Origin of the sequence: Luteimonas fraxinea, assembly GCF_021233355.1 — a bacterium.
In the GTDB taxonomy this organism is placed as follows: Bacteria; Pseudomonadota; Gammaproteobacteria; order Xanthomonadales; family Xanthomonadaceae; genus Luteimonas; species Luteimonas fraxinea.
Map to the genome: position 1 here is coordinate 2,359,159 of NZ_CP089507.1, position 17,278 is coordinate 2,376,436.

Genomic DNA, 17,278 nt, shown 5'->3' on the forward strand with positions numbered 1-17,278 from the left:
GGCGCGGGGCTGGCGGTGTGTGTGTGTGGGTTGTTGGCGATCAACGCGGCGGGGTGGTGCCAAGCCGCGTCGATCCGGCGCGCTATCCGGCGATCTGCGCGGGCGCCGCGATGCGTGCGAGCACCGCGGCGGCGGCCTCGCGCGTCGACACCGCGGTGCCATCGGATGCCAGGTCGGCGGTGAACACGCCGGCGTCCAGCGCGTCGTCGACCGCCTGCTCGATGCACGCCGCTTCCTGCGACAGGCCCAGCGAATAGCGCAGCAGCAACGCGGCGCTCAGGATCGTGCCGTAGGGATTGGCGATGCCCTTGCCCGCGATGTCCGGCGCCGAACCGTGGATCGGCTCGTACATGCCGACGCAGCCTTCGCCCAGCGATGCGGACGGCAGCAGGCCCAGCGAGCCGGCCAGCATCGAGGCCTCGTCGGTGAGGATGTCGCCGAACATGTTCTCGGTCACGATCACGTCGTAGGCGCGCGGCTTCGACAGCAGATGCATCGCCATCGAATCGACCAGCTGGTGTTCGATCACGATGTCGGGAAATTCATCGCGCGCGATGCGGCTGGCGACATCGCGCCACAGCCGCGAGGTCTCGAGCACGTTGGCCTTGTCGACGGACGTCACGTGACCGCGGCGGCCGCGCGCCAGCAGGCAGGCGCGGCGCACGACGCGTTCGATCTCGGGCACCGTATACGTGCACAGATCGCTGGCGGATTCGGCAGTGCGCGTGCGCTCTCCGAAATAGATGCCGCCGGTCAGCTCGCGCACGACCAGCAGATCCACGCCGGCCAGCAGATGCGGCTTGATCGGCGAGGCGCCCATCGCGGCCGGATGGGGCTTGGTGGGGCGCAGATTCGCGTACACGCCCAGCGCCTTGCGGATCGCCAGCAGGCCCTGTTCCGGACGCACGCTCGCGTTGGGATCGGACCATTTCGGGCCGCCGACCGCGCCCAGCAGCACCGCATCGGCGTCGCGCGCGGCGGCCAGCGTGTCGTCGGGCAGCGGCTTGCCGGTGGCATCGATCGCGGCGCCACCGATCAGATGTTCGTGCAGCGAGAAGCGATGGCCGAAACGCTGCGCGACCGCCTGCAGTACGTCCACTGCGGCCGTGGTCACTTCGGGGCCGATGCCGTCTCCGGGCAGAACGACGATGTCAGCGTGCATGGTGCGTGTCCTCGTAGTTGCGGATGTCGGCGCCGCGCGCCAGCAGAAAGCCCATTTCGTCGACGCCTTCGAGCAGGCAGGTGCGTGCGAATGCCTCGAGCGGGAAGGCATGGACGGTGCCGTCCGGCGTGCGCAGTTCGCGAGCGACGATGTCGAACGTCAGCACGTCGTCGGGACGCGTCATCAGATCCTGCACCACGGCCTCGGGCAGCACGACCGGCAGCACGCCGTTCTTCAGCGCGTTGTTGCGGAAGATGTCGGCGATCTCGCTGCTGACCACGACCTGCAGGCCGAGATCGCGCAGCGCCCACGGCGCGTGTTCGCGCGAGGACCCGCAGCCGAAGTTGCGCCCGGCCAGCAGCACCGCGCGCCCATTGTTGTGAGCCTGGTTGAAAGCGAAATCCGGATTCGCACTGCCGTCGTCGCGCCAGCGCCAGTCGTTGAACGCGAAGCGGCCGAGACCCTTGCGCTCGGTCGTCGACAGGAAACGCGCGGGAATGATCTGGTCGGTGTCGATATTGCTCTGGGCCAGCACCACGCTGGCCGAACGCACCGGGAACTCGGGAACGTGAGCGGCGGACATCAGGCCACCTCCCGACGGTCGTCGAACAGTTCGCGTGGATCCGCCACGACGCCGCGCACCGCAGCCCAGGCCGCCGTCGTCGGCGAGGCCAGCAGCGTGCGTGCACCCGGGCCCTGACGGCCTTCGAAATTGCGGTTGCTGGTGCTCACGGCCAACTGGCCCGGCGCCACCAGATCGCCGTTCATCGCGATGCACATCGAACATCCCGGCTCGCGCCATTCGGCGCCGGCGCCGCGGACGATCACGTCGATGCCTTCGGCTTCAGCCTCGCGCTTGACGATCTCCGAACCCGGTACGACCAGCATGCGTACGCCCGCCGACACGTGGCGGCCACGCAGCACCTCGGCGACCTCGCGCATGTCGCGCAGGCGGCCGTTGGTACACGAGCCGACGAACACCACGTCGACCGGCATGCCGGCCAGCGACTGTCCGGCGATGACGCGCATGTAGTCCTGTCCTTTCTTCTCAGCCGCATCGGTCGCAGTCGGCACCGGCACGTCGACGCCGATCGCGGTGCCCGGGTGCGTGCCCCAGGTCAGCGTCGGACGGATGTCGGCGGCATCGATGCGCACTTCGGTGTCGAAACGCGCGCCAGCGTCGGTGCGCAGCTCGCGCCAGCGGGCTACTGCGGCATCGAACTCGGCGCCCTTGGGACCACGCGGCGTGCGCGCGACCCACTCAAATGTGATGTCGTCCGGCGCGACCATGCCGGCGCGCGCGCCGGCCTCGATCGACATGTTGCACAGGGTCATGCGCTGCTCCATGTCCATCGCCTCGATGGTGGAGCCGCGGTATTCGATGACGTGGCCGGTGCCGCCGTTGACGCCGATGACGCCGATCGCATGCAGGGTCACATCTTTGGCGCCGACGCCGGGCGCCAGCGGACCGTCCACGGTGATCGACATCGTCTTCGGCCGTCGCTGCAGCAGGCACTGCGTCGCCAGCACGTTGCCGACCTCGCTGGTGCCGATGCCGAACGCGAGGGCGCCGAACGCGCCGTGCGTGGAGGTGTGGCTGTCGCCGCAGACGATGGTCATGCCGGGCAGGGTGAAGCCCTGTTCGGGCGCGATGACGTGGACGATGCCGCGCTGGTCGGATGACATGTCGAACAGTTCGATGCCGAACTGCGCGCAGTTGCGCGCCAGGGTGTCGACCTGTTTTTCCGACGCTTCGCTGGCATAGGGCAGGCGGCCGTCGTGGCCGGCCGGCAGCGTCGGCGTGGAGTGGTCCATCGTCGCCTTGGTGCGGTCCGGGCGGCGCGGGACGAGGCCACGCGCGCGCAGTTCGGTGAAGGCCTGCGGCGAGGTGACCTCGTGGATGAGGTGCAGGTCGATGTACAGCACGGCGGGCGCGGCGTCGGATTCGGGGGTCACGATGTGCGCGTCCCACAGTTTGTCGAACAGGGTGCGTGGCGGTCTGGCAGTCATTGCTGGCGGTGTGTCCGGAATGCGAAAGGGAATGCGTGGTGCGTCAGGCGTGCGCGGCCTGCGGCGCCGGCGCGGCGCGTGCGCTACGCAGGATACGGTTGGCGACATCCAGCCAGGCGAGCGCGCTGGCCTCGATGATGTCGCGGCTGGTGCCGGTGCCTTCGTGGATGTCGTCGCCGTGGCGCACGCTGACGCTGGCTTCGCCGCGCGCATCGCGGCCCATGCCGACGCTGTGGACCTGGTAGCTCTCCAGCGCCAGCTCGACGCCGGTCGCGGTGGCCAGTGCGGCGAACAGCGCATCGACCGGGCCATCGCCCAGCGCGCTCTCGCTGACCTTGCCACCCTCGGGATCCGACAGTTCGACCTGCGCGCTCGCGCGCTGGCCGCGATCGCTGACGGTCATGGAGGCCAGACGCCAGCCCTGGCCGTCGACGTCGCCGTGCATCAGCGCTTCCAGATCGTTGTCTTCGACCACGCGCTGGCGCTCGCACAGATCCTTGAACGCGGCGAAGACCTGTTCCAGCTGCGCTTCTTCCAGCGTGTACCCCAGTGCGCGCAAGCGATGGCCCACCGCGGCGCGACCGCTGTGGCGGCCCAGCACCAGCTTCGAATCGGGCCAGCCGACATCGGAGGGATTCATGATCTCGTAGGTGCCGCGGTGGCGCAGCATGCCGTGCTGATGAATGCCGGATTCGTGCGCGAATGCGTTCTCGCCGACGATGGCCTTGTTGCGCTGCACGGCCATGCCGGTCAGGCGACGCAGCAGCTGCGAGGTCGGGACCAGGCGGCGCGTGTCGATCTGCGTGTCCAGGTTGTAGAAGGCGTTGCGCACCTTCAGCGCCATCGCCAGTTCCTCGACCGCGCAGTTGCCGGCGCGCTCGCCGATGCCGTTGATGGTGCACTCGACCTGGCGTGCGCCGCCTTCGATCGCGGCCAGCGAATTGGCGACCGCCAGTCCCAGATCGTTGTGGCAGTGCGCGCTGAAGATCACGTCACGCGCGCCGGGAATCGTGCCGATCAGACGCTGGAACAGCGCGCGGGTTTCCTCGGGCGTCGCGTAGCCCAGCGTGTCCGGCACATTGATCGTGGTCGCGCCGTTGGCGATCGCGACCGCGATCACCTCGCTCAGGAAATCGTCTTCGGTGCGGGTCGCGTCCTCGGCCGAGAATTCGACATCGCCGATCAGCCGGCGCGCGTGGGCGACGCTGGTCGCGGTCATGTCCAGCACCTGCTGCCGGCTCATGCGCAGCTTGTGTTCGCGGTGCAGCGGGCTGGTCGAGATGAAGACGTGCAGGCGCGGATTCGCGGTGCCGTCCAGGGCGCGCGCCGAGGCTTCGATGTCGGCGGGCAGGCAGCGCGACAGCACCGCCAGCGTCGGCCGGCGGACCTCGCGCGCGATCAGCCGTGCGGCCTCGCGGTCGGATTCGGAGCTGGCCGGAAAGCCGGTCTCGATGATGTCGACGCCCAGCGCATCGAGCGCGCGCGCCATCACCACTTTCTGCTGCGGGGTCATGCTGCAACCGGGCGACTGTTCGCCGTCGCGCAGGGTGGTGTCGAAAATTCGGATGCTGTCGGAGGCGGTCATGCGGGCAATTCCTCGGTGATTCGGTGTGGCGTGCGTTCGGTGCGGGGACACGGCGCGCGTCGAAGTCGCGGCTCGCCGCCTCCGGACGGCGCGGATGCAGCGAGGTCGTTGCGGCGACGGGGCGTCGCCATGTGCGCGGCAGGTGCGACGGCCGCAATGGCCGGCACCTCGCTCGCGGTTTCGCGTAACCGACGGCGCGGCTTGCGCGGCGGGCGCGGACGCACGTCCGACAGCAGCTGCGCCAGCACGCCGGCATCGACGTTGCCGCCCGATACCACGGCGACCTTGCGCTTGCCGGCGACGCGGCGGCCGGCGGCCAGTGCCAGGGCGCCGGCCCCTTCGGCGATCACGTGTTCTTCCAGCGCCAGACGCACCAGCGTCTCGCGCAGTTCGGCCTCGCGCACGATGACCAAGTCGTCGAGCAGATCGGCCAGCAGCGCGCGCGTCAGCAGGCCCGGCTCCTTGACCCGCACGCCGTCGGCCAGCGTCGCCACGGGCGAAAACGGCGAGTGATCGCCGCGCAGCACGCGCGCCATCGCATCCACGCCTTCGACCTGCGCGCCGACGATGCGCACGCCCTGCGACTTCAGTGCCAACGCGACGCCCGACGCCAGGCCACCGCCGCCGATCGGCACGATGACCACGTCCGGCATCAGCGCCGAGGCGATCTCCAGCCCGACGGTGCCCTGGCCGGCGATCACGTCGACATCGTCGAACGCCGACAGCAGGCGGAAGCCGTTCTGCATGGCCAGTTCGGCGGCGAAGGCCTTGGCTTCGTCGTAGGTCTCGCCATGCAGGCGCACGGTCGCGCCCCAGTGGGCGACGCCGGCGACCTTGGTCGCGGGTGCGTTCTTCGGCATCACCGTGATCGCCGGCACGCCCAGCCGGTAGGCCGCCCACGCCATGCCCTGCGCATGGTTGCCGGCCGAGGCAGTGATCACCGTGCGGTCGTCGCCGCGCTCGCGCGCGGCCATCAATGCGTTCAGTGCGCCGCGCACCTTGTAGGAGCCGGTGCGCTGCAGGTTCTCGAGCTTCAGCCAGCAGCCGAAGCGTTCGGCGTAATGCATCGGCGTCACGTCGAGATGGCGACGCAGCCGCGCCTGCGCCGCCAGCACATCACTGGCGGTCGCTCGCGGGGCGCGGCCTACGTCGGGCTCGGACATGCTCAGACTGCCGTCAGCCAGCCGCGCGCAGCCTCGGCATCGCCGCGCACGACGCGCGCATACAGCGCGGCCAGTTCGCGGGTGACCGGGTTGTCGCCATAGCTGCGGTCTTCGACGCCGTGCACCGGCGCCACTTCGGCCGCGGTGCCGCAGGCGAAGACTTCGTCGGCGTCGTACAGCTCTTCCACGGTAACGGCGCGCGAGTCCGCACCGCTCAACGTGACCAGCGTGTCGCGGGTGATGCCCGGCAGCGCGTCGCGATGCTGGACCGCGGTGACGCGTCCGGCCTTGACGATGAAGACGTTGGCGCCGGTGCATTCGACGACGTAGCCGTCGGCATCGGTGAACAGCGCCTCGTCGAAACCGCGCGACTTGCTCTCGCGCTTGGCCAGGATGGAATTGACGTAGGCGCCGCACAGCTTCAGCGGCGGCAGCGAGTCCGCGGGATTGCGCCGCCACTTGCTGATGCCCAGTCGCGCGCGGGTGCCGTTGAGATGCACCTGGGTCGCGGTGGTCGCGACCATCAGATGCTCGGTGTGGCCTTCGACATCCAGGCCGAAGCCGCCTTCGCCGAACCACGCCAGCGGGCGGATGTAGGCATCGCGATGGCTGTTCGCGCGCAGCGTCGCCAGCACGGCTTCGGTGGCCTGCGCGGGATCGAAGTGCATGCCCAGCAGCGCCGCACCCTCGCGCATGCGCGCTATGTGCTCGGGCAGGCGGAACACCGCGGCGCCACCGGCGGTCGCGTAGCTGCGGATGCCTTCGAACACGCCGCTGCCGTAGTGCATCGCATGCGTGGTCAAGCCGGCCTGGAGCGCATCGATATCGCACAGCGCGCCGTCGAACCAGGCCTGCGGACGCGCGGGCGCTGCGGTCTCCGCGATCGACGGCGCCTGCGCCGGTGCGGCCTCTGCGGTGACGTTCAACGACACGGCGACACCTCCACCGACAGGCAGTCGTAGAGCTTGGCCAGCTGGCCCTGCAGGGCAATCGCGGCGCGGTCGCCTTCGACGGTCATGCGCAGGTTCCAGTGATCGCTGTCGGCGTGCGCGTCGCCTTCGAACGACACCGGGCGGAAGCCGCGGCGTTCGGTGGTGCCCAGCACGCGCACCAGCGCGCCTTCGGCGCGGCGCAGGGTCATCTCAAACTGGTAACGCATGGCTCGATTCCTTGGCGGACGTGGCGGCAGCGGGTTCGGTGGCAGGCACGACGGAGTCGCCGATGTCGAGCGAGGTGGCCTCGTCGGCATCGAGCATCTGCGCGTTGTTGTGGTTGGGCGGGACCAGCGGCCAGACGTTGGCGGCGGTGTCGATGGCGACGTGCAGCAATGCAGGACCGTCGGCGGCCAGCAGCGCGGCCAATGCGGATTCGACATCGGCGGCCTTGTCGACCGACAGCGCCTGGATGCCGAACGCGCGCGCGACCTGCGCGAAGTCCGGGTTGTCGGACAGGTCGATCTCGGAATAACGGCGCTCGAAGAACAGTTCCTGCCACTGGCGCACCATGCCCAGCGCCTGGTTGTCGAGCAGGATGATCTTCACCGGCACGCGGTAGCGCTTCAGCGTCGCCAGCTCCTGCACGTTCATCAGGAACGAGCCGTCGCCGCTGACGCAGACCACACGGCGAGACGGGTCTTCCATCTGCGCGCCGATTGCGGCCGGCAGGCCGAAGCCCATCGCACCCAGCGCGCCGCTGGTCAGATGCTTGCGCGGATGGTCGAAGCGCCAGTGCTGCGCGACCCACATCTGGTGCTGGCCGACATCACATGTGACGGTCGCATCGGGCGCCAGTTCGCTCATGCGCTTCAGCAGCGCCGGCGCGAAGACCTTGTCGCCGGGCGCGTCGTAGCGCGCGGCGAACCGCTCGCGGCGCTGCGCACACAGGTCACGCCACGCAGTGCGCGCGGTGGCGTGCCGACCCTGCATCTGCGCCGCGCAAGGCGCACCCAGACGCGACAGACTCGTGGCGACATCACCACACACCGACACATCGGCAGCGCGCAGCTTGCCGATCTCGCAGCTGTCGCCATCCAGATGGACGATGCGCGCCAGCGGTGCGAACTCGGCCAGCTTGCCGGTGGCGCGATCGTCGAAGCGCGCACCGACGACGATCAGCAGATCCGACTCCTGCACCGCCAGATTTGCCGCGCGGCTGCCGTGCATGCCGATCATGCCGAGGTTGGCCGGATGTGTCGGCGGCAGCGCGCCCAGCGCACGCAGCGTCAGCACGGTCGGGATCTGGGTCAGATCGGCGAACTCCCGGAACGCGTCCAGCGCGTCGCCCAGGATGATGCCGCCGCCGCCGTAGACCACCGGGCGCTCGGCCTGCGAGATCAGCGCCGCCGCCTCGTGCAGCGCGTGGTCGGCGCAGGCCGGCATGACGTCGGCCGTCGAGGGAATGTGTGCGCCCAGATGCGCGGCATCGCCGATCTGTACGTCCTTCGGCAGATCGATCAGCACCGGGCCGGGACGGCCGGAACGCGCGATGCGGAATGCTTCTGCGACGACATTGGGCAGTTCGTCCACGCTGCGCAGCAGGAAGCTGTGCTTGACGATCGGCAGGGTCATGCCGAACACGTCCAGTTCCTGGAATGCGTCGGTGCCCATCAGCGGCGTCGCCACCTGGCCGGTGATGACGACCATCGGCACCGAGTCCAGCATCGCGTCGGCGATGCCGGTCACCAGGTTCGAGGCGCCCGGGCCGGAGGTCGCGACGCAGACACCGACGCGCCCGCTGGCCCGCGCGAACCCGTTCGCGGCGAACGCCGCGCCCTGTTCGTGGCGGACCAGCACGTGCTTCAACGATGCGCCGTGCAGCGCGTCGTAGAACGGCATGATCGCGCCGCCCGGATAGCCGAAGATCGTGTCGACCCCTTCGGCTTCCAGCGCCTGCACCAGCCAGCGGGCGCCGTTCATCAGGCGGCCTCGCTCTGCGGTTGTGCCGGCGCGCCGGTCTGCTCGCCCAGCCAGGTCATCTTGGCGCGCAGTTCGCGGCCGACCTGCTCGATCGGGTGGTCCTTGTCGGCCTGCTGGAACTTCTTGTAGTTCGGCAGGCCGGCGTCGTATTCGGCCTGCCAGTTGCGGGTGAAGGTGCCGTTCTGGATGTCGGTCAGCACGTCCTTCATGCGCGCTTTGACACTGGCATCGATGACGCGCGGGCCGCTGACGAAGTCGCCGTACTGCGCGGTCTCGGAGATGAATTCAAGCATGCGGGTGATGCCGCCTTCGTAGAACAGGTCGACGATCAGCTTCAGTTCGTGCAGCACTTCGTAGTACGCGATCTCGGGCTGGTAACCCGCTTCGACCAGCGTCTCGAAGCCGGCCTGCACCAGCGACGACGCGCCCCCGCACAGCACGGCCTGCTCGCCGAACAGATCGGTTTCGGTTTCTTCCTTGAAGGTCGTCTTGATGATGTTCGCGCGCGCACCACCCAGGCCCGCGGCGTAGGTCAGTGCCAGCTGCTCGCCCTTGCCGGTGGGATCCTGGTGCACGGCGTAGATGCAGGGCACGCCGCGGCCGATCTCGTACTCGCGGCGCACGAGCGCGCCCGGGCCCTTGGGCGCGACCAGCACCACGTCCAGATCCTCGCGCGGCGCGATCATGTCGAAATGCACGTTGAGGCCGTGCGCGAACAGCAGGCAGGCACCCTGCTTCATGTGCGGCGCCAGCACGTCGGCATACAGCTGCTTCTGCACCATGTCGGGCGTCAGCACGGCGACCAGGTCGGCATCGGCGACTGCGTCGGCAGGCGTCTTGACGGTGAAGCCGTCGGCCTTCGCCTTCTGCTCGGTCGGGCCGCCGGGACGCAGGCCGACGACGACGTCGAAGCCGGAATCGCGCAGGTTCAGCGCGTGCGCGCGGCCCTGGCTGCCGTAGCCGACGATGGCGATGGAGGGATTGGCATTGCTCATGGGTGGTGGTGTCCGATTTGCGGGTGGAAAGGGGAGGGCGGGCGGCTCACGCGGTGACGCGCGAGGCCCGGATGTGGAAACGGCCGGCGGTCGAGGGCGTTGCCCCGTCCCGACCGGCCGTCCGATACACCGCGTCGGCGGTGGAGGAGGCGGTATCGCCGCATGCATCCGGACACGCGGCAGACGCACGCGCTGCGCCTTGCGGCGTCGCGGGCTGTGTCGTGCAGGCGTTGGCGGGATGGCTGTGCATGGCGGGTTGGCTCTGGGACTGGAGGTTTTGCGAGGCCCAAACAAAAACCCCGCGCCTTTCGGCGCGGGGTTCAGGTTCTTTCGACCTTCTGGAGTTTCGTCTTGCTACACGAACCCCATCCCCGCGCCATTCCGGACGGTAATAAGGAGTACGAGTACGAGGAGAATGGCCGAGGTGAGCGCAACCGGCAGGCGCACGTCGCGCACGCGGAGGCGTGCGGCGGTGGCGATCTGGCGGTGGTTGTTGCGCTGCGTCATGGGGTCGAGAAAAACACGCCCGTGACCGGCGTGTCAACAGTTACTTCGACAACGGTTTGCCCGCCGGTCGCTTGCGATGCCGCTGACGCAACAGCTTCAACGTGGCCGCTTCCCACTGGCGCTCACCACGTGCGTTGCCCGCCGCGCGCTGCAGTCCGCCATCGCGCCAGGCCTCGTACAACACCGGATCGATGTAGGCCTTGCGGCACACCGCGACGGTGTTGCCGAGTGCATCGGCGACATCGGCGATGACGATCTTCTCCTGCGTCGCCAGCGCACGCTCGCTGGGCTCGCCGCCTTTTCTGCCTTCGGGCAGTGGCATCGCCGCGAACCGGCGGAACGCCATCAGCGTGCCGCCCCAGGTGCGGAAATCCTTGGCCGTGAATGCACCGCCCATCGCCTCGCGCAGATAGTCGTTGACCATGCCGGAGTCGACGCCGTGGCGTTCGCTCTCGTCGTCGACATACTGGAACAACGCTTGGCCCGGCAGCTGCTGCACCTTGCGCACCAGTGCGGTCAGCTTCGCGTCGTCGAGTTCGATCTCCTGTTCCTGCCCGCTCTTGCCGCGGAACTTCAAACGCGCGCGGCCGCCGCGCACGAGTTCGAAATGGCGGTTGCGCAGCGTCGTCAGGCCGAACGAGCCGTTGCTGCGCGTGTAGCTGTCGTTGCCGACGCGCACGAAGGTCTGCGCCATCAGCGAGACGACGATCGCGAGCACCTTGTCGCGCTGCATGCCCGGCAGTTTGAGATCGCGGCCCAGTGCACGGCGCAGACGCGGCAGTGCGGTCGCGAACGCGACGATGCGATCGAACTTGCCGTGGCCGCGCACCTCGCTCCAGTCCGGGTGATAGCGGTACTGCTTGCGTCCGCGCGCGTCGCGGCCGGTGGCCTGCAGATGTCCGTTCTCAAGTGCGCAGATCCACACGTTGCGATACGCCGGCGGGATCGCGAGCATGCGCACGCGGTCGAGCGTCGCGCGATCGCGCACGGCCTTGCCATCTGGGTCGCGATAGCTGAACCCCTTGCCTGCGCGGCGGCGGCTCAGCCCGGGCAGGTCGTCGCTGACCCAGCGCAGGCCCGCGAGGCGCGCAGCGCGCACGTTGTCGTCATCGTTCACGGATTTGCCCGTCAGCTTCATGAGCGGCTGATAACAAGCGCAGGATCAGTGCCTCGTGAACAGGATGCGCTTCACCCTCCCGGCACGCAGGCGTTCGCACACTCTGGCCACACAAATGCACGAGGAACACCGCCATGAAGACGATGCACAAGGCCCTGATGGGCGCCGCGATTGCCGGCTCGATGCTGATCTCGGGCACGGCTGTTGCGCAGCAGATGCAGGAACGCGGCGAGCAGACGGTCGCTGCGAAGTCGGACTCGGATCAGCCGGTGTCCGATACGTGGATCACCACGAAGGTCAAGGCCGATCTGCTCGCGTCGAGCGACGTCGCCGGCCTCGACATCGGTGTCGAGACCACCAACGGCACCGTCAGCCTGTCGGGCGATGTCGACTCGCAGGCGCAGATCGATCGCGCAAAAGCGATCGCTGGCGAGATCGAAGGCGTCAAGCGCGTCGACAGCGCCCAGCTGAAGGTCGGTCCGGCGAACTGACGCCGAAGCGATCCGCATGACCTCGAGGCCTCCCGCATCTGCGGGAGGCCTTTTCGTTTGCGGTGTCCGCAGATTTTCTCAGCGTTGTGCTGCGAGCAACACCTGTTCCAGCGCATCGCTGTCGTTGTGCATCGGCGCGCTTGTCGCTGGACGCGACAGGCAGTCGGCCAGTGACGCCGGCAGCGCCATCGTGTGACCGACCAGCGGTTCGACGATGGTGTCGAACTTCGCAGGGTGCGCAGTCGCCACCACCGCCCAGTCGCGGGTATCACTATCCGCGCGCAGGGCTTCGAGTAGGTGCAGACCCGTCGCGGTATGCGGGCAGGGCACGATGCCGTGACGTGCGGGCGCGGTCTGGATCGTCGTGCGGATGGTGGCGTCGTCCACCGAGCGCGCGACGAACGCGGCGCGCAATGCAGCGTCGTCGGCATGCCAGTGGCGCAACCGTTCGAAGTTGCTCGGTGCGCCGACGTCCATCGCGTTCGCGAGTGTGGCGCGCGTGGGCTGTGCGTCGTACGCCGCGCCACCGAAGAAGCGCGGCAACGTGTCGTTGGCGTTGCAGGCCAGACGGATATCGCCGAGCGGCGCGCCCATCGCGCGCGCCACGAATGCGGCCGACGCATTGCCCAGATTGCCGGTCGGCACGATGAGATTGAGCACGTGTCCGGTCGCGGCATGGTGGTGTGCAGCGGCGTGCGCGTAGTACGCGGCCTGCGGCAACAGGCGGCCGAGACTGATGCTGTTGGCGGTGCCCAAAGAGATGCGCGCGCGCAGGGCCGGATCCGACAGCGCCCGCTTCGCGAGTCGCTGGCAGTCGTCGAAACTGCCGTCAACGCGATACGCGTGCACGTTGTCGCCCCAGCATTCCAGGCCATGCGCCTGGCGCGGTGACACGCGCCCGTCTGGATACAGGATCACGACCGAGAATCCGGGTCGGCGGTGGAACGCGGAGGCGACGGCTGCGCCGGTATCGCCCGAGGTCGCCACGAGGATCGTCGTGTCTGGCGCTGCGGGATCACGCAGTGCACCGAGCGCGCCCGCGAGGAAGCGGGCGGCGTAGTCCTTGAACGCCGCGGTCGGCCCGTGGAACAGCTCGAGCAGATGATCGCCCGGACCTGCGAGCGGAGGCAGCGGCGCATCGAACGCGAAGGCCGTTGCACAGAGATCGGCGAGTTGCGATTCGATACGCGAGCCGGCGAACCACGGCGCGAGCGTGGCGATGGCGGTGTCGACGAGCGTCGCGCGCGGGGTGACGAGATCGATCGTCGGAATCGACTCGGGCACGTACAGACCACTATCCGGTGCGAGACCGGCGACGAGCGCATCGTCGATGCCGACTGCAGGTGCGTCGCCGCGGGTGCTGACGAACTTCATGCGACGTCTCCATCGAGCAGATCGGCGCGTGGACCGGCGACCGGCGAAACATAGGCCTGCGCTTCGATGCCGGCATCGGTGAAGCCTGCGCGCATTGCAGGTGCGGCGCGTTCGGCCGCCTCGCGCGAATCGAACCACGCGAACACGCTGGGTCCGCCACCGGAAATGCTCGCGCCCAGCGCGCCGTTCGCGAGCGCCGCGGCTTTGACCGCTGCGAAGCCGGGAATCAGCGGCGCGCGGCGGGGTTCGACCAGCACGTCGTGCAGGCCGGCACGGATCAGTTCGCGATCGCCGCGCTGCAGGCCGGTCAGGAACAGGGCCAGATGCGTGCTGTGGGTCACCACGTCGTGCAGCGCGTACGGGTCCTCCAGCACCGCGCGCGAGCGGCGCGTTTCCAGCACCTGGTCCGGATGCACGACCACCGCGAACAGCCAGTCGGGCACGTCGAGTGCGATGAGCCGATCGGCGGTCGACAGCGTCACGCCGCCGAGCAGCATCGGCGCGACGTTGTCGCCGTGGCGCGCGCCCGAGGCGACCGATTCGCCGTCGAGCGCGAACGGATACAGCGCCTCGCGCGACAGCGGCGCATCGAGCAGCGCATTCGCCGCGACCAGCGCCGCGACGCAGGACGCCGCGGAACCACCCAGCCCAGAGCCGAGTGGAATGCCTTTCTCCAGCGTCAGGGCGAAGCCGAACGGCAGCGATAACGCGGCACGCAACGATTGCAATGCGCGGCCGGCAGTGTTGTCGGGCGCGTGCAGCGGCAGGCGATCTGCGCCTTCGACCGCTCCGCCGATGGACTCGATGTGCACGTCCGGCGCGCTGATGCGGCGCACGTGGGCGATGTCGCGCGGGCCGTCGATGACATGACCGAGCACATCGAACCCCACGCCGATGTTGCCGACGCTCGCGGGTGCGAACGCGCGTGCGTGCATGTCTCTGGAATCGGGTCTCCGGCTCATGCGTGACGCCATCCGGTGCGCGCGCCGAGCGCGTGCGCAATCGCGAGCACGTCGCCGAAGACACCGGCGGCGGTGACCTGCGGGCCGGCGCCCGGGCCCTGCACGACCAGCGGATTCTCGGCGTAACGGGCAGTGGTGAACTGGACGAGGTTGTCGGTCAGGCGGGTATGCATGCACGCATGATCGGCGGGAAGTGCGCGCACGCCAACACTCGCGTCGCTCCCGGCGCCGAGCCGGGCGATGTGGCGCAGCCCGCACCCGGCCGCGCGCGCGGCATCCAGACGCGCCTGCATCGGCGCATCGAGTTCGGTCAGGCGATCGAGGAACACGTCCAGCGGCACCTCGCGCAGCGCTTCGGGCACCAGGCTTTCGACGTCGACATCCGCCAGCGACAGCGGCCGGCCGGCTTCGCGGGCGAGGATCACCAGTTTGCGGGCGACATCCAGCCCGGACAGGTCGTCGCGCGGGTCGGGCTCGGTGTAACCGAGTGCACGCGCTTCGCGCACGAGGTCGGAGAACGGCCGGCTGCCGTCGAAGCTGTTGAACAGCCACGCCAGCGTGCCCGACAGCATGCCGTCGATCGCATGTAGCGTGTCGCCCGTGTCGAGCAGATTGCGCAGCGTCACGATGACCGGCAGGCCCGCACCCACTGTGGCCTCGTACAGGAAGCGGCTGTGGCCTGTGACGCGCGCGTCTGCGATCCGTGCATACCGCTGCCAGTCGCCGCTGCCGGCGTGCTTGTTCGGGGTGACGACGTGGATGCCGGCGGCGAGCCACTCCGCGTACTTCGCCGCGACGACATCGCTGGCACTGCAGTCGACGATCATCGCGTGCGGCAGGTGGTCGGCGCGGACGTGCGTGGCGAAGGCGTCGAGATCACAGGCGTCCGCGTGGTCGTCGAGCATGGCGCCCGCGGTGTCCGGATCGAGCGCGGCGTCGCCAAGATGCATGCGCCGGCTGCTGGCGACTGCGCGCAGGCGCAGGTCGACACCGGCGCGCGCACGCAGGGCCGGGATCACCTCGGCCAGCTGCGCCAGCAGCGCGCGGCCGACGTTGCCGGGGCCGATGACGCCCACTGAGACCGTCTGCGGCGACAGCCAGAACGCGGCGTGCGCGGCGCGCAAGGCGCGCGTGGCGTCGTCCTGCGCGATCGCGACCGAGATGTTGCGCTCGCTCGCGCCCTGGGCGATCGCGCGGATGTTCACGCGGGCCTGCGCCAGCCCGTCGAACAGGCGCGCCGCAACGCCCTGGCTGCCGACCATACCGTCGCCAACCGCTGCGAGCACGCACAGGTCCGTCGTCACCGCGACACCTTGTGCCTGTCCTTCGGCGATGGCATCGGCGAAGGCTTCGACAATCGCGTCATGGCCGCGCGTCGCCTGCTCGGCGCGTACCACGCAGCAGATCGAATGCTCGGACGACCCCTGCGAAATCATCGTCACCGACACGCCGGCGCCGTGCAGCGCCGCGAACATGCGCTCGGCCATGCCGGGCACGCCGACCAGGCCGTTGCCGACGAGTTCGAGCACCGCGACATCGCGCACCAGGCTCAGGCCCTTGACCGGCGACGCCGCGGGGGCGGCCTCCAGCGCGATCAAGGTGCCCGGCGCCGCTGGATTGCGACTGTTGCGGATGCGCACCGGCGTGCCGCGCGACTGCACCGGCGCCAGCGTCTGCGGATGCAGCACCTTGGCGCCGAAATAGGCGAGTTCGCAGGCCTCCGCATAGGACATCGCGTCGAGGCACACGGCGTCGGGGACGAGGCGCGGATCGGCGGACAGCACGCCGTCGACATCGGTCCAGATCGTCAACGCATCGGCATCGAACAGGTTGGCGAAGATCGCCGCGGAATAGTCGCTGCCGTTGCGGCCCAGCGTGGTGTCGAGGCCTTCGGCATCGCGCGCGACGAAGCCGGTGATCACCACATCGCGTGCGCCGTGGGCGAGGCGCCAGGTGGCGAGCCGCGTGCGGCTGGCGTCCCAGTCGACCACGGCGCCCATTTCGGCGGCGTGGACGACCAGGACATCGCGCGCATCGAGGCGGTGCCAGTCCGGGCCGAGCGCGGCCTGGGCGAGTCGGGACGAGAGCTGTTCGCCGCAGCCGTGGATGCGCGCGAGGCGGGGGTCCCGTGCGTGCGGATCGGCACCGGATGCGTGGTCCTGCAGATCGCGGGCCAGCGTGGCGAACTCCGCTTCGAGCGCAGTGTGCAGTGGACCGCCGGCTTCGGATTCGAATGCATCCGCCGTTTCGAGATGGCGCTGGCGCAGTGCGTCCCAGCCCGGCTTCCAGTCCTCGCCGGCGGCGGCCGCATCGCCGAGTGCGACCATCGCGTTCGTGGTGCCGGCCATCGCCGAGACCACGACCGGGCGCAGGCGCGCGTCGGCGCGCACGAGCGCGGCGAGTCTGCCGATATGCGCGGCATCGGCCAGGCTGCTGCCGCCGAACTTGTGCACGTGGCAGGCGAGCGCGGGCGATGCCGCGGGAACGGGTGGAGCGAGCGGCGCAACAGCGGACATCGGAGAACTCCTCATGGAGCTCCGCAGCCGGCAGGGTCGGGACGTGGCGTCCGCACCCCGGGTCGGGATGCGGAGCGGGCGGTCAGATCAACTGGCGGCGCGCGTCCACATCCCGTGGCCGGTGGTACCGGTGCCGGTAATGGTGCCGCGCGTGGTGATGGACGCCGCGTCCGCACGCACGCCGAGGGTCGCCGGGGTGGCGATCAGGCGGGCAGTGCGAAGGTTGGTGCGGTGCGTCATTTCTGCAGAGGATCACGGCGTCGCGCGGCGTGTCAACGGTTTTCGCGGTAACGATCGAAGCAGGCGCACGCGCCCGGCGCGATGCGTGAGAGACAGGAAGCGGTATCCGGTATTGGGCAAGCGCGCGCTTCATGCTCTAATCCGCGCCGAAGCGGGGGTACCGGCATCAGCCGGTTGAGACAGTCCCTTCGAACCTGATCCGGCTGATACCGGCGTAGGGAAGCTTCGCAGGACCCGCCGC

16 protein-coding genes and 1 riboswitch are annotated in these 17,278 nt (G+C 69.3%); of the genes, 1 reads left to right on the plus strand and 15 read right to left on the minus strand.

The features are described from left to right. Positions 1–82: 82 nt before the first annotated feature. The 11 genes from leuB to LU699_RS10630 all read right to left on the minus strand — a co-directional run bounded on the left by leuB (position 83) and on the right by LU699_RS10630 (position 11,475). The gene (gene leuB, locus LU699_RS10580) at positions 83–1,162 is read right to left on the minus strand and encodes a 3-isopropylmalate dehydrogenase (protein ID WP_232137566.1); all 1,080 of its coding nucleotides are present in this window, start codon (positions 1,160–1,162) and stop codon (positions 83–85) included. Next, complete coding sequence (leuD, locus tag LU699_RS10585; protein WP_232137565.1) at positions 1,152–1,745, minus strand: 3-isopropylmalate dehydratase small subunit; 594 nt, start codon at positions 1,743–1,745, stop codon at positions 1,152–1,154. Before leuD ends, leuB begins: the two co-directional genes overlap by 11 nt. Further along, on the minus strand, positions 1,745–3,172 hold the full coding sequence (leuC, locus tag LU699_RS10590) for a 3-isopropylmalate dehydratase large subunit (protein ID WP_232150243.1): 1,428 nt from the start codon (positions 3,170–3,172) through the stop codon (positions 1,745–1,747). Before leuC ends, leuD begins: the two co-directional genes overlap by 1 nt. Before the next feature lie 43 nt (positions 3,173–3,215). Then, positions 3,216–4,757 carry a 2-isopropylmalate synthase gene (locus LU699_RS10595; protein ID WP_232137563.1) on the minus strand — a complete coding sequence of 514 codons (1,542 nt, stop codon included), beginning with the start codon at positions 4,755–4,757 and terminating at the stop codon, positions 3,216–3,218. Beyond that, positions 4,754–5,920 (minus strand): threonine dehydratase, encoded by a 1,167-nt coding sequence (locus LU699_RS10600; RefSeq protein ID WP_232137562.1) that lies wholly within the window; start codon positions 5,918–5,920, stop codon positions 4,754–4,756. Before LU699_RS10600 ends, LU699_RS10595 begins: the two co-directional genes overlap by 4 nt. Before the next feature lie 2 nt (positions 5,921–5,922). Further along, on the minus strand, positions 5,923–6,852 hold the full coding sequence (locus LU699_RS10605) for an aminotransferase class IV (protein WP_232137560.1): 930 nt from the start codon (positions 6,850–6,852) through the stop codon (positions 5,923–5,925). After that, on the minus strand, positions 6,843–7,079 hold the full coding sequence (locus LU699_RS10610; RefSeq protein ID WP_232137558.1) for an ACT domain-containing protein: 237 nt from the start codon (positions 7,077–7,079) through the stop codon (positions 6,843–6,845). The genes LU699_RS10605 and LU699_RS10610 overlap by 10 nt, the downstream gene beginning before the upstream one ends. Further along, the gene (gene ilvG / locus LU699_RS10615) at positions 7,063–8,835 is read right to left on the minus strand and encodes an acetolactate synthase 2 catalytic subunit (RefSeq protein ID WP_232137557.1); all 1,773 of its coding nucleotides are present in this window, start codon (positions 8,833–8,835) and stop codon (positions 7,063–7,065) included. The genes LU699_RS10610 and ilvG overlap by 17 nt, the downstream gene beginning before the upstream one ends. Continuing rightward, positions 8,835–9,830 carry a ketol-acid reductoisomerase gene (gene ilvC, locus LU699_RS10620; RefSeq protein ID WP_232137556.1) on the minus strand — a complete coding sequence of 332 codons (996 nt, stop codon included), beginning with the start codon at positions 9,828–9,830 and terminating at the stop codon, positions 8,835–8,837. Before ilvC ends, ilvG begins: the two co-directional genes overlap by 1 nt. 354 nt (positions 9,831–10,184) lie before the next feature. Next, positions 10,185–10,337: a hypothetical protein gene (locus LU699_RS10625; RefSeq protein WP_232137555.1), complete on the minus strand. Its 153-nt coding sequence runs from the start codon at positions 10,335–10,337 to the stop codon at positions 10,185–10,187. A 40-nt stretch (positions 10,338–10,377) separates the two neighbouring features. Beyond that, a complete protein-coding gene (locus LU699_RS10630) occupies positions 10,378–11,475 on the minus strand; it encodes a DNA topoisomerase IB (protein WP_336246131.1) in 1,098 nt (365 codons plus the stop codon). 113 nt (positions 11,476–11,588) lie between these two features. Between LU699_RS10630 and LU699_RS10635 the strand changes: the two genes are divergently transcribed. Next, positions 11,589–11,945, plus strand: coding sequence for a BON domain-containing protein (locus LU699_RS10635; RefSeq protein ID WP_425491133.1), 357 nt, complete (start codon positions 11,589–11,591; stop codon positions 11,943–11,945). A gap of 78 nt (positions 11,946–12,023) precedes the next feature. On the opposite strand, the gene thrC is transcribed toward LU699_RS10635, so the two are convergent. The 4 genes from thrC to LU699_RS10655 all read right to left on the minus strand — a co-directional run bounded on the left by thrC (position 12,024) and on the right by LU699_RS10655 (position 17,037). After that, the gene (thrC, locus tag LU699_RS10640; RefSeq protein ID WP_232137554.1) at positions 12,024–13,319 is read right to left on the minus strand and encodes a threonine synthase; all 1,296 of its coding nucleotides are present in this window, start codon (positions 13,317–13,319) and stop codon (positions 12,024–12,026) included. Then, a complete protein-coding gene (locus tag LU699_RS10645) occupies positions 13,316–14,281 on the minus strand; it encodes a homoserine kinase (RefSeq protein ID WP_232137553.1) in 966 nt (321 codons plus the stop codon). Before LU699_RS10645 ends, thrC begins: the two co-directional genes overlap by 4 nt. Then, a complete protein-coding gene (gene thrA, locus LU699_RS10650; protein ID WP_232137552.1) occupies positions 14,278–16,797 on the minus strand; it encodes a bifunctional aspartate kinase/homoserine dehydrogenase I in 2,520 nt (839 codons plus the stop codon). Before thrA ends, LU699_RS10645 begins: the two co-directional genes overlap by 4 nt. Positions 16,798–16,884: 87 nt before the next feature. Then, positions 16,885–17,037 (minus strand): hypothetical protein, encoded by a 153-nt coding sequence (locus LU699_RS10655; protein WP_232137551.1) that lies wholly within the window; start codon positions 17,035–17,037, stop codon positions 16,885–16,887. A 143-nt stretch (positions 17,038–17,180) separates the two neighbouring features. Then, positions 17,181–17,276: riboswitch (TPP riboswitch) on the plus strand. Positions 17,277–17,278 lie beyond the last annotated feature (2 nt).

Excerpts from the sequence above, each read along its gene's own strand:
- leuB (WP_232137566.1), bottom strand. The coding sequence starts at position 1,162 with ATGCACGCTGACATCGTCGTTCTGCCCGGAGACGGCATCGGCCCCGAA.
- leuD (WP_232137565.1), bottom strand. The coding sequence starts at position 1,745 with ATGTCCGCCGCTCACGTTCCCGAGTTCCCGGTGCGTTCGGCCAGCGTG.
- leuC (WP_232150243.1), bottom strand. The coding sequence starts at position 3,172 with ATGACTGCCAGACCGCCACGCACCCTGTTCGACAAACTGTGGGACGCG.
- LU699_RS10595 (WP_232137563.1), bottom strand. The coding sequence starts at position 4,757 with ATGACCGCCTCCGACAGCATCCGAATTTTCGACACCACCCTGCGCGAC.
- LU699_RS10600 (WP_232137562.1), bottom strand. The coding sequence starts at position 5,920 with ATGTCCGAGCCCGACGTAGGCCGCGCCCCGCGAGCGACCGCCAGTGAT.
- LU699_RS10610 (WP_232137558.1), bottom strand. The coding sequence starts at position 7,079 with ATGCGTTACCAGTTTGAGATGACCCTGCGCCGCGCCGAAGGCGCGCTG.
- ilvG (WP_232137557.1), bottom strand. The coding sequence starts at position 8,835 with ATGAACGGCGCCCGCTGGCTGGTGCAGGCGCTGGAAGCCGAAGGGGTC.
- ilvC (WP_232137556.1), bottom strand. The coding sequence starts at position 9,830 with ATGAGCAATGCCAATCCCTCCATCGCCATCGTCGGCTACGGCAGCCAG.
- LU699_RS10625 (WP_232137555.1), bottom strand. The coding sequence starts at position 10,337 with ATGACGCAGCGCAACAACCACCGCCAGATCGCCACCGCCGCACGCCTC.
- LU699_RS10630 (WP_336246131.1), bottom strand. The coding sequence starts at position 11,475 with ATGAAGCTGACGGGCAAATCCGTGAACGATGACGACAACGTGCGCGCT.
- LU699_RS10635 (WP_425491133.1), top strand. The coding sequence starts at position 11,589 with ATGAAGACGATGCACAAGGCCCTGATGGGCGCCGCGATTGCCGGCTCG.
- thrC (WP_232137554.1), bottom strand. The coding sequence starts at position 13,319 with ATGAAGTTCGTCAGCACCCGCGGCGACGCACCTGCAGTCGGCATCGAC.
- LU699_RS10645 (WP_232137553.1), bottom strand. The coding sequence starts at position 14,281 with ATGAGCCGGAGACCCGATTCCAGAGACATGCACGCACGCGCGTTCGCA.
- thrA (WP_232137552.1), bottom strand. The coding sequence starts at position 16,797 with ATGTCCGCTGTTGCGCCGCTCGCTCCACCCGTTCCCGCGGCATCGCCC.
- LU699_RS10655 (WP_232137551.1), bottom strand. The coding sequence starts at position 17,037 with ATGACGCACCGCACCAACCTTCGCACTGCCCGCCTGATCGCCACCCCG.